The sequence below is a fragment of the Hydrosulfovibrio ferrireducens genome (assembly GCF_046883345.1).
GTDB classification, from domain to species: domain Bacteria; phylum Desulfobacterota; class Desulfobulbia; order Desulfobulbales; family Desulfurivibrionaceae; genus Thiovibrio; species Thiovibrio ferrireducens.
The window spans coordinates 375,675-387,025 of sequence record NZ_JALKCW010000025.1; the positions used below are offsets into that span (position 1 = coordinate 375,675).

An 11,351-nucleotide genomic window follows, 5' to 3' on the forward strand; every position below is an offset into this window, starting at 1 on the left:
TTGGCTCCATTTTGTGGCACGAGACTTGCTTTTATATTTTTTGGATTCTGGGTCAGGTTGAGCGATTGCTCCCTGATTTTGCGATATTTATTTTGAATTGACGACCAGTTGATTATGTCATATCGTATATATGAAGGAGTTGTGTTTTTGTTGAGAAAATCTGTAGAGTCGAGGAAGGAGAGCAGGAAGGCGGAAGGGGATGTATGGGCTGAGTGAGCTTATGGAATCGGGGAAAAACGGAGGGGGGAGAACAATGCGTTACACATCCAAAACAACAGGAAGTATTTTCACCGTACGGAAGATGTCGGTTGCCATGGCAGCCGTGCTGCTCGGCGCGGTTTGTTTGTTGCCGAAAGGCGGCAATGCCCAGGTAACTGGCCAATGCGTCAATTGTCATACCATGCATAACAGCCAGGGGGGGGCGAGCATGTCTGCTACGTCCACCGTCTATCGATCCCTGACCAAGGGCGACTGTGTGGGCTGCCACACCGGCGCGGCAACCGATTTGACGGACAATAATATCCCCAAGGTGAATCATACTGCCGCACCTGCGGCGACCCTGGCCGGGGGCAGTTTCTTCTGGGCGCAGACCGTGGATGCCAAAGGGCATAATGTGAAGGGGGTCTCCGGCGTGGATGGTGTGCTGGGCAATACCCCTCCGGGAGGGGCGGCTTTGGGCTCGCAGTTGACCTGTGCCGGCACCACCGGCTGCCATGGCGACAGAGCCCAAGGGGATGAATATGCGGCGCTCAGCGGCTCGCATCATGCGCCGCCACAGAATTCCGGAGGCGTCGCCGGTGCTGTTGACGGATCAAACCTGGTCAATAGCTACCGCTTCCTCAATGGAACGAAGGGAATTGAGGCCGCTGACTGGGAAAAGACGGTTTCTGCCGCTGCCCACAACCAGTACTACGGGGTGGCGCGTACCACTGATGCGGCTGTTGCCCAAACCATCAGCGCCCTGTGCGGGCAATGCCATGGCGCTTTCCACGCTTCAAGCGCCGCGCATGCCGCCAATGATGTCGGGATCAGTTATTCGAACAACATGACCTCTCCGTGGGTACGTCACCCAACCGATTTTGACATGTTCACCGTGAAGGCGAAAGAATACGGTGATTACGGAGGAAGCGGAGTCAATGCCTATGTGCCTCAGGCGCCAGTGGCAAGCAATAGCATCGCTGCCGTGAAGTCTACGGTCCTGCAGATTGCCGGCGACGCCATCGTCACCTGTATCTCCTGTCACCGGGCGCATGGCAGTGATCAGGCCGACCTGTTGCGCTGGGATTATACCGCCATGAATGCCCATGCCAGCGCGGGTGGCAATGTCGGTTGCTTTGCCTGCCATACCACCAAGGATACTTGATCTGTGGCGTAGCGAGTAAGCCATGGTGGCTGGGAAATGATGAACACCGCGCCGGTCAGTTGGCAATGCCCCGGCGCGGTGTTTTATTATGCCTCGGCACAAGATTGAGAATATCTATTAAAGACAGCGGGTTAAGTGTAAAAGAACATGTGGGGCAGTGACTCGTAGTACTAATTTTTTCCGGGGGGGAATTGACGTGAGGCTGATCTGCCGAACTGGCCATGTCGTTTTTTCTTGCGCCCTGAGCGCCCTACTTTTTTTAGCTATGCAAACCCGGGTCAGCGCAAAAATCACCGGCGAGTGCGACAATTGCCACACCATGCACAACAGTCAGCAAGGCGCCAGCATGCAATTTAACTCGACTGCCAAGGTGGAGCGAAACCTGTTGCGGGGAGACTGCCTGGGTTGTCATGGTCAGGCAACCGCGCAGAAAATCGTCAACATAAACGGCAGTCTTGTTCCTCAGGTTATGCATTCCGACCCCAGCGGCGACCTTGCCGCAGGCAATTTCGGGTATATTACCGGAATCAAAGGAATTGCTTCCAACAGCCATGGCCATAATGTCATTGCTCTTGGCGAGGCGTTTAGAGATGCCACCTTTGTCAGCACACTGCCCGGCGGAATCGCAGAGTCTTTCCATGATGGGTATATTGTCAATGCCTCCAACCTGACGTGCGCCGGGGTAAACGGATGCCATGGCTATAGATTGACCAGCGGCTCACCGACCGATGTTGTCGCACTCAAGGGAGCTCACCACAACAATGTGGATGGTCAACTGCTGGTGGCCGACACCGCGGCAAACAGTTATCGCTTTCTGGTTGGAGTCAGAGGCTATGAAAACCAAACCGACAGATGGCAGAACGCGAGTCCTTCCAGTCATAATGAATATTACGGAGCCACTACGCCCATGACTTTGGGCTGCGGCGCCACCAGTTGCCATGGAAGCAATGGCGTCTCCCCGCCCAACCACACGATCAGCGGGTTCTGCGGCACCTGCCACGGTAATTTTCACACCCTCACGGCAGGCGACAACGACGGCATAGGTCCGAACATAACCTCGCCATTCATCCGGCACCCCAACGATATCGTGCTTCCGGCCTCCAAGGAATATCAGAATTACACCACCTACAGTGTTCAGGCTCCCATCGGCCGCACCGCGGTACCGGCCTCCGCCAGCAGCGTTGTGACTCCCGGCGCCGATGTCATTACCTGTCTCTCCTGCCATATGGCCCATGCCAGCCCGTATCCGGACATGCTTCGCTGGGATTACAGCCAGATGAATGCGCACCAAAGCGGGGATGTAAACACGGGATGTTTTACCTGTCACACCGCCAAGGACAACTGATACTCGCGACTACTGCGAGATGACTGGAATAAAAATAGTGCTGGGAGGAAAAAACTTGAAACGCTTTTTCGGTACAACACAGAGCGGCAACAGGCCATCGGGACAAGCAGGTTTGTTGCAAGGCATCCTCGCGGCATTATATCTTTTTGTCGGGCTTGGTATTTTTTTCGCGCCTTCGGTAACCTGGGGTGCGCAGGAGGAGATCACCGTTGTTTCTCCGCTCGATGGCGCCTGGGTGACCGGGAAAGACCTTTTTCTGGCAGGCTTTGTGAGTGGCGTTGAGGTTAAGGGCGTTGCCATCCAAGGGGTGAGTAATAAGGCTTCGGGTGGAGTTCTGCCGGTGGAAGGGGGAGCCTTCGGGGGGATGATTTCTCTTAGGGAAGGGGAAAATGTCATCAGCTTGAGCGCCGGCAAGCTTCAGAAAAAGGTGAAGGTTTTTTATGGGCCACCTCAAAAAGACAAGACAGGCCCCAAAGGCTACAAGCGTTTTTATGTGCATAGCAATCCCGTGGCGTTGGACTGTAAAGAATGCCATAGGCTGCGACGCGGGCAGTATGATTTCAAAAAGATTGTGCCGACCAGAGCCAATTGTACCACCGGAAAATGCCATGCCAATATGGGCAAGGCCGCCCATGTGCATGGGCCTGTGGGCGCCGGGGTCTGCATCTCATGCCATAGCCCGCACGGATCCTTTAATCCCATGGCCATGGAGCGAACCGGGCAGGACCTCTGCCTGGTCTGCCATCAGGCAAAGCAGGCAGAATTTAATGACAGCGTTGTGCATCAACCGGTAAAGGAAGGGTGCGTCGATTGCCATAATCCCCACGAATCCCCGATGCGTTTTCAGTTGCGCGGGAATGGCTCAAGCGTCAGCAGCCTGTGCTTCAACTGTCATGCGGCAGCGGTTTTTACCAAATCCCACCGCCATGGTCCAGTCGGCGCGGGGGATTGTATCGCCTGTCACCGGCCCCATTCCGGCAAGCATAAAAAATTGCTGATTGCTTCCCCTGAAAAAGCAGAGCTGTGTTTCCAGTGCCATCAGGAACGAAAAAATGAATTCAGCATGAAAAATGTCCATAAACCGGTGAATGAAAACTGCAACAAATGTCATGATCCGCACAGTTCCGATTCCCAGTTTCAGTTACATAAAAAAAGCAGCGCGCTCTGCGCTGAATGTCATGAGAAGTTAAGCCCTGCTGTCTACAGTGATATTAAAACCGCCACCTTCAAACACGCGCCCGTTGATCAGGGCAAGTGTACGGAATGCCACCGGGCGCATTCTTCCAACGAGAAGGCTCTGCTAAAAGACAACACAACAAAAATGTGTTTTACCTGCCATGATGAGTTGGGCGACATTGTCACCGGCAGCAAGTCGAAGCATGGCCCGGTGCAGACCGGTGATTGCATGGCCTGCCATAAGGTGCATGGCTCCAAGTACAGCCGTCTTCTTGTGCGGTATTATCCCGAGGAGTTTTACAAGGAATACAGTCCGGAGAATTACGATCTGTGCTTCGGCTGCCATAACAAGGAAATTGCCAAGAATAAGTTTACCAGCACCCTGACCAATTTCCGGGATGGCGAATACAATCTGCACTTTTATCATGTCAATATGAAAAAGGGCCGAAACTGTGTCTCTTGTCACGATGCGCATGCCAGCAGCCAGGCAAAGCATATCCGCAAGGAGGTTCCGTTCGGGTCTTGGTCGTACCCCATTACCATGACCAAGACCGAAACCGGCGGAACGTGCGTGGTGGGCTGCCACGCGCCGAAAACCTATGACCGGAAAAATCCGAAAATCAAACCGAGCAGGTAGATGATCTCTGTCGCGGGCCATGGCGTTCGGACTCCGGAAATGGTACGGCCGGCAATGGCGGCAGGTGAATTGGGGGCAAGCCATTTCGGCTTGCCCTTTGAAGGATAAGCAGGAGGAATGCCCTGTTTGAGATCGCGGCGTGGATGCTTTCGGAGCATGGTTCTCTCGGCCCTTGCCGTGCTGGTCTCTTCCGCCGGAAATGCGTTTGCAGGACAGGCCCTGACCTCCAGTTGGCTGCATGAAAACACAAAAGACGATCCCGAGGCCGATGAGTACAGGGTAACGTATACGGTTGATCTCAAGCAGGAGATTACCGAGGCCATGTCATTGCAGGAGGCGTTTCGCTATAATCGGAACTGGGGGGAACAGGAAGACACGGAGGGATTTGATCCGAGTCTGCGTTTTGCCATCCAGAACGATATTTTTCTTTTTGACCTGTTCGGTTCGGTCAGCGAACAGCGGAGTTCCATTGCCACGGATCGAAGCCGGCGGAGTTGGGAATCTACCTGGGCCAGTAACTGGCAGGATCGTTTTTGGCCGAAATTGCGGGCTTCCTACGGCAGGGATTTCAGTAGCGACAGCGAAACTCCCCATCTGCAGGATACCGATGATACCCGGGAGTCCGTGGGGGTAGACTGGGATTTCGAACTGTTTAAAACCCATTATAATTTTAATCGCACCCAGCAGAATGACAATGTGACTTTTGGTGAAACCACCGCCACCAATCACTTTGCCAGACTGGACAGTTCCGGCCGTTTTTTCGACAATCGGCTCAGCCTTGGTTTTTCCCAGCAGTTTTCCACAAGCCAGACCGAATCTTCCACTGCGGTCGCAGGCGGACTTGCCCTGATAAAACAGGGCATCGGCCAGGTTCTCGTGGGCAAGGATGATACCCCGCTCATCAGCGATTCCGGCGAACTGAGCACCAACGCCCTGATGTCCGACAGTGATGTTGAGGTCGTGAGCGGAGTATACACGGATGGCTTTGATAATCCGCCGCTTAACATTGCCTTCCGGGTCGATCTGCGGGAGGTCAACCGGATTTTCCTGTACACGGAAAAAAATATCGGCCAGGTGACGGCCAGCTCCTTCACCATGGATCTCTATGGGAGCACGAACGGCACCGATTATCAGCGTATCGAGCAGAATATTGTCCCTAGTAAACTGGTTACGTATGACTCTGCAAAAAAACGCTTCGAGATAGAGACGAGCAACGTCACCTTCCGGTGGCTTAAGCTGGTTGTTACCAGCAGCCCTGTCCAGCGGGTGGATTTTACAGAAATAGAGACATATAGCCAGGTCGCTTCTTCCGAGGATTTTGTCACTCGAAAGGACAAAACATTAAGCAATATCAGCGATCTGAATGTGGGATACAAACTTTCCCAAGCCTTGGGCATGACCTATAATCTTTCCCTTGAAAATGGGAATTATGCCTCGGAAATTGATTATAGCCGGCAGAATCAGATCGGCGAAATGCGGTGGGCTCCTTGGGAATATTTTTCCTCCGCTTTTGGGGTCAGCGAGAACATGGAAAAGATTGAAGGACTGCCGGAGACCCTCAACAGGGCCTATTCGCTGCGCTTGAATTCTCTTCCCGTCCCCAGCGTTGATATCAACCTCGGATTATCCAAAACCGAGCGGTATGAAGAAAAACAGTTGCTGTCCACCTCGTATGTGACGGGACTCTATACCTCTGCTGCCCTCTATCCCGATCTTGATGCCAATCTTGATCTCACCACCGGGCGGACGGAATATGAGCAGACCTCCACGCTGACTTCCATTTATGGTTCTCGCTATGAAAATTCAGGAACAACGACCACGGATTATGGTTCGCGTCTGACCCTGACCGCCAGGCTTGTTCCGCGCCTGACCGCGGATTTGATCACCGACTACCAGAAAATCCAGGGAGCTGTCGGCACGGAATTGCTGGACAACAAACTTACCCTGAATTGGCGGGTGTCCGATATCCTTTCTGTTTTGACAGCGGTTGGTAAAAAATGGGAAAATTGGCAAAGCGCCGGCGAAGACGGGTTGTTTCAAACCACGGTGGCGCCAACGGAGAATACCCAATTTTCTTTCAGTTATTATGTTGTTAATGACGACAACGATCTCAGCAGATACGCCCTGAGCGGAAGTTGGGCCATTGGTCCTCATTTGACTCTCCAGGGGAATGTTTTTTATGTTGAGCGTGAGCAGGAAAGCTTTGTTTTCGGGGCGCAAGGGGCCGAGACGGACTGGCAGATCAGAACTCAACTGATTGCCAGATTTTGATCCGACGAATGAGAGTTGGTGTCGAGGAGAGAAGATCAGTGGGAATCAAGATGCGGTTGTCGTCGATACTGTTGGAACGGTCCGAATCGTTTTTCCGGTTGGGGAAAAAAACCTTCTGCGTGTTGCTGTTGATCGGCGTTTCTCTCGGTTTGGCCGGCTGTGGCTTTCCGTTTATGGGGAAATCAAAGGCGTTTGTCCGCGAGAACGTAGACTTCGGGTTTGTGCAAAAAATTGCGGTGTTGCCTGTTGAAAACAACAGCAAGGACGAATTTGCTCCGGAATTGGTGCGGGATATCACGATCACCCGGATCCTTGCCATGAAACTTTTTGATGTGACGGACAAAGGGCTTGTGGACAGTTTTCTGCGGGAAGAGGCCATCGATCCGGGTAAGCCTCTTGATGTCTCAACAATCAAACGGCTGGGGCAGAAACTCAATGTGCAGAGCCTGTTGCTCACGACCCTGGACATTGCAGCGGACAGCCGCAAAGGGACAATGAGTTATCCCGAAGTGTCCGTTACCTTACGACTGCTGGAGGTGGAAACAGGCCTGGTTATCTGGCAAGCCGGTGGCCATGAAAGTGGCGATTCGGTCTGGCGTCGGCTTTTCGGTCTTGCCGGACGAGATAAATATCAGGTGACGGTGTCGTTGTTGGAAGACATTCTGCATACTATCCCCCGATAAAATTTTTCATGCTTGCGCTGAACCGGAGAAGAAACAGGCGGAAAGAAGGAGCAGGGATCAGCGTACTGCTGTTCGTGCTGCTGTTCGTGGTTGAACAGGCTTTTGCCGTACAGATGGCGGTGATTCCCGTTGAAGATCTGAGCCAGGGGGATAATGGCTTGAATCCGTCCATGACGAGCAGGCTGCGCGAGGTGCTCATTCGGAAAGGCTATACCGTTGTTGAAGAGAAACGGATTATCGATTTCATGGCAAAAAACCGCATCCGCAGGGTGGGTAGCCTTGATTCCAATAATATTTTGCGGCTTCGGCAGGAACTCGGCATTGATTATCTCTTGCTCGGCTCGGTGAATCAGTTGCGGGACAAAGAGCCTGCGGCCTTGGGTATTTCCTTGCAGATAATTAGGGCAAACGATGCCAAAATGATCTGGGCCGGAAGCGTCCAGCTCTGCCGGGCGGATGTTCGTAAATTTCTCGGCCTTGCCGAGCCGCAGAACCTGTCGGAGGTAGAGGATATCGTGGTTGTGCGGGCAATGGAAATTATGCCGCACAACTTGCCGGCAAGTTCGGAGGCTCCCAAGGAAAATTTCAGCGAGGAGATTCATCTCAGCCCTGAGGTGGTAAAGCCGGGAGAAACAATGCGTTGCCGGATCCGCTTTGGCGAGACCAATGCGAAGCAGGCTGAAGTGGCCGTTTCCGTAGTGGTCAGCGGCAAGGTTATCGAGGCGGTTTATCTGCCCCAGGAAAAGTATTTCGAGGCTGTTTGGCCGGCAACAGGAAAAGATGGCCGCTATCCGGTATCCGTCAGCATCAACAGAGGGCAACAGGGCAGGAAAAATGTTTTTGCCGGAAGCTTTCTGGTTGACGGCCAGCCACCCGAAATTACTCTCGCGCTGCGAGGGCAGGAACTGGATGGAGAGGTTGTTTTGCGGCGTCAGGTGACGATCAGTTCCGTGCTGAAAGAACCCGAACCCCTCGTCTCCTGGAATATCGGCATCCTTGATGGTTCCGAGCAGGTAGTCAAGTCGGAGAGCGGTCGCGGCAATCTGCCGGGGCGGTTTTCCTGGTGGGGGCAACGCCAGGATGGAATGCTGGCGGAAGACGGCCTGTACAGCGTGCGGGTGGAGGTGTCGGATCGAGCTGGAAACAACGCTGTGGCAACGGAAAAATTTCGTATTGTGCGCAAAAGACCGGAGCTTGCCCTTGTCACGGAAAAAAAGGGCGGAGAGATACAGGTTGATTTGAACTATGACGGGAAGGTCCCCCTGGCTTTTTGGCGGGTTGATCTGAGAAACGGTGCCGGAGCGATTCTTTTGGAGAAAAATGGAGAAAAATTGCCGGTTCGGTTCTCGGTGCCGTTCAGCAATGAGAACGAGAAAATTTCTTGCCGCATCTATGGACAGGATGTCTTGGGCAATAAGATACGGCAGGTCATCGATAATATCGTCTCCCTGAAACCCCGGGGCGAGAAGACAGCAGAGCAGGCCGAGGAGAAAAGCGCCGAGGAAAATGCTTGGTCGGTGGATTTTTAGCAGAAAGCCCAAGGAAACCGGCGGGGATAGGTTTCCCCGCCGGTCGCGTGATGGTGAGGATGTGCTGTGGGAAAAAAATAATGGATGAACGCAAAAAGGTTTTTTGTGTGTTGTCGGGAGTAACTGTTTTCTTGTGGGGGATGTTCGCCCTGACCGGATGCGGCGGGCAAAAACCTTATGTCCAGGAGTTTTCCCAAAAAACAACCCATGAACCTCAAGGCATTGCGGTGTTGCCTTTTGCCGACAGGAGTGGCTATGATCAGGGGGCGAAGATTGTTTATCGCCTTGTGTTGGTTGAGCTGGTGAAGCAGTGCAACTGGCGGGTGGCGCTGGAAGGAGATGTCCTTAAACTGTATAGGCAGATGCGGCTCAAGCCGTGGGAAGTCCCGGATGTTGAGCAATTGCGGATTATTGCCGTGCGCCTCGGGGTTGATACTCTGATTGTGGGAGAAGTGCTTGAGATGGACGAAAAAGTCACGTCAAGCGGAGTGAGCCCGGTATTGAGTATCCAGGTGCGGGTCTATGATGGGAAGAGCGGGCTTCTTCAGTGGTCCAGCCTGTATCGCCGGGAGGGCGGAGATTATCAGAAAATGATGCATTTCGGCATGGTAAACACGGTAAGCGAGCTCGGGAAAAAAATGATGCAGGAGATTTTGGGAGTATGGAAAGAAAAGGGACTGTTGTCATGCGTCGATTCGTAATAGGGGTCTGTGTTTTTCTGCTGTCTTACGCCGGGCTTGCGCAAGAACGGGCCGTGGCTGCCTGGTTTTGGGAGGAAACGAACCTGGCCACGGTGAATGGCACGGAGTATTCCGCGCAAGATTTCAAAAACTGGTGGTGGAATTGGCGGGAAGAAGCGACACCGTTGCCGGAGTCTCCCGAAGAGTTTATTGAGTGGCAGCTTCTGGTTCAGGAAGCGACCAAGATGCAGCTTTTTTTAGAGCCCACCTATAGAAGCAAGGTGGGCACCTTTTTAAAAGTTCGTTCTCTTATGTTGCTGCAAGAAGAAGAGGTGAACGGAAAAGTCTCGGTAAGCGACGGGGAAGTCCGTAATTTTTATCGCGAAGAATATATCCCTAAATTGCGAGCCCGGGTTTTTTATTATATTGCGGGGAGCCCGACGGAAGAGAGAATAACCGCCTTGCGTAATGGTATACTGTCCGTTGAAGAGTTTATTGCCTTAAAGCCCGAGGAAGGGGGGGCCACATATCATGAAGAAAAAGTGTTCCGTATTCCCCAGTTGCAGGGAGAATGGCGGACGCTTCTAGAGGACGCCAAGGTTGGGGAGATAACGCCACCGGTCACGATGGACAAGGGTGTTGTTGTCTTGAAAATCGAAGAAAGGCAAGGTGAAGACCCGCAGGATATGGAGCAGCTCAAAGGGATCATACTCAAAAAATTGCAAGCCCGGAAAGCTGACGAACTGACCGCCCGTCTGGTGGATATTTTGGGTAAAAAATATAACATGCAGGTGGATGAGGAGGTTTTGGCGCAAATCGATCTGTCGCCCCCGGCCGAGGAGTTGGCTAACAAGCTGGTGATCAGCTCAAAACAAGGGGATGTTACCGCGGCGAATTTCTGGGGGAGTTTGCAGAGTGAAAAAAACTTCAGGGAAAAAAATAAATTCCCACCCGAGGAAGTTGACGTTCTTAAGAAAAGGGTCTTGGCCAGCATGATTTCGCAGACCGTGGTCTCTTGGGAGGCCGCGGACCGGCATTATGAGGAAAAGGAGCCATTCAAGTGGGTGTATCGATTTTACTGTGACCATCGGCTGAACAAGGAGATTGAAAAACGTCTCGTCGAGCCGAAGGTAAAGGTTGACGAACCGGAGCTCGAGCAATTTTATCGGGAAAATTCCGAGCGGTTCTCGCATCCGGAGATGGTGGATTTTATGTTGCTGGAAGGTGAGACGCAAACGATCAGCGCAATGTGGCAGAAGATTTCCATTGGGCACGATTTTTTTGAAGTCGCGGCAGAGCATGTCCCGGGCGGGCCTTCTCTTCAGCAGATGCCGGTGAGTCAGCTTGGCCCGGAACTGAAGGAGATTGTTTCCTCCCTGCGTCCGGGCGAGGTAAGTCTTCCCTTTGCATTTAAAAATGGTAGTGCTCTGGTGCGGCTGGTAAAATATAAGGAAAAAGTCTCTGTGCCTTTTGTTCAGGTCAAGGAACAGATTCGCCAGGAATTGAGCCGCCTGAAATATCAACAGGCCCGTGAAGAGTTACTGCGCAGGTTGAAGGAAGGATCTGAGATCAGCATCAATCCCAAGGTGTGGAAAAAGCTGCGAAAGGAGCTGGCAAATGCCGATGTCGCTGTCAAAAACAAGTAGATTGGTCGCTGTTGTTACGGG

At 52.7% G+C, this 11,351-nt stretch carries 8 protein-coding genes; all 8 read left to right on the forward strand.

The genetic code is table 11. The features are described from left to right. The first annotated feature begins 253 nt into the window (after window positions 1–253). Window positions 254–1,363, forward strand: a complete 1,110-nt coding sequence (locus MWR57_RS13910; protein WP_423125426.1) for a cytochrome c3 family protein — start codon at window positions 254–256, stop codon at window positions 1,361–1,363. A gap of 346 nt (window positions 1,364–1,709) precedes the next feature. Next, entirely contained in the window at window positions 1,710–2,708 is a 999-nt protein-coding gene (locus MWR57_RS13915; RefSeq protein WP_423125427.1) for a cytochrome c3 family protein, read from the forward strand. Window positions 2,709–2,820: 112 nt separating this feature from the next. Next, complete coding sequence (locus tag MWR57_RS13920; protein ID WP_423125428.1) at window positions 2,821–4,521, forward strand: cytochrome c3 family protein; 1,701 nt, start codon at window positions 2,821–2,823, stop codon at window positions 4,519–4,521. Between the two features lie 156 nt (window positions 4,522–4,677). Next, complete coding sequence (locus MWR57_RS13925) at window positions 4,678–6,792, forward strand: hypothetical protein (RefSeq protein WP_423125429.1); 2,115 nt, start codon at window positions 4,678–4,680, stop codon at window positions 6,790–6,792. Window positions 6,793–6,830: 38 nt separating this feature from the next. Continuing rightward, the gene (locus MWR57_RS13930) at window positions 6,831–7,475 is read left to right on the forward strand and encodes a hypothetical protein (protein ID WP_423125430.1); all 645 of its coding nucleotides are present in this window, start codon (window positions 6,831–6,833) and stop codon (window positions 7,473–7,475) included. A gap of 8 nt (window positions 7,476–7,483) precedes the next feature. Beyond that, window positions 7,484–9,004: a flagellar hook assembly protein FlgD gene (locus MWR57_RS13935; RefSeq protein WP_423125431.1), complete on the forward strand. Its 1,521-nt coding sequence runs from the start codon at window positions 7,484–7,486 to the stop codon at window positions 9,002–9,004. 80 nt (window positions 9,005–9,084) lie between these two features. After that, on the forward strand, window positions 9,085–9,705 hold the full coding sequence (locus tag MWR57_RS13940; RefSeq protein ID WP_423125432.1) for a hypothetical protein: 621 nt from the start codon (window positions 9,085–9,087) through the stop codon (window positions 9,703–9,705). Continuing rightward, window positions 9,666–11,330 (forward strand): peptidyl-prolyl cis-trans isomerase, encoded by a 1,665-nt coding sequence (locus tag MWR57_RS13945; RefSeq protein WP_423125433.1) that lies wholly within the window; start codon window positions 9,666–9,668, stop codon window positions 11,328–11,330. The genes MWR57_RS13940 and MWR57_RS13945 overlap by 40 nt, the downstream gene beginning before the upstream one ends. The last annotated feature ends 21 nt before the right edge of the window (window positions 11,331–11,351 follow it).

What these genes read in the sequence shown, in the direction of transcription:
- MWR57_RS13910 (WP_423125426.1), top strand. Translation starts at nt 254, where the DNA reads ATGCGTTACACATCCAAAACAACAGGAAGTATTTTCACCGTACGGAAG.
- MWR57_RS13925 (WP_423125429.1), top strand. Translation starts at nt 4,678, where the DNA reads ATGGTTCTCTCGGCCCTTGCCGTGCTGGTCTCTTCCGCCGGAAATGCG.
- MWR57_RS13940 (WP_423125432.1), top strand. Translation starts at nt 9,085, where the DNA reads ATGGATGAACGCAAAAAGGTTTTTTGTGTGTTGTCGGGAGTAACTGTT.
- MWR57_RS13935 (WP_423125431.1), top strand. Translation starts at nt 7,484, where the DNA reads ATGCTTGCGCTGAACCGGAGAAGAAACAGGCGGAAAGAAGGAGCAGGG.
- MWR57_RS13915 (WP_423125427.1), top strand. Translation starts at nt 1,710, where the DNA reads ATGCAATTTAACTCGACTGCCAAGGTGGAGCGAAACCTGTTGCGGGGA.
- MWR57_RS13945 (WP_423125433.1), top strand. Translation starts at nt 9,666, where the DNA reads ATGGAAAGAAAAGGGACTGTTGTCATGCGTCGATTCGTAATAGGGGTC.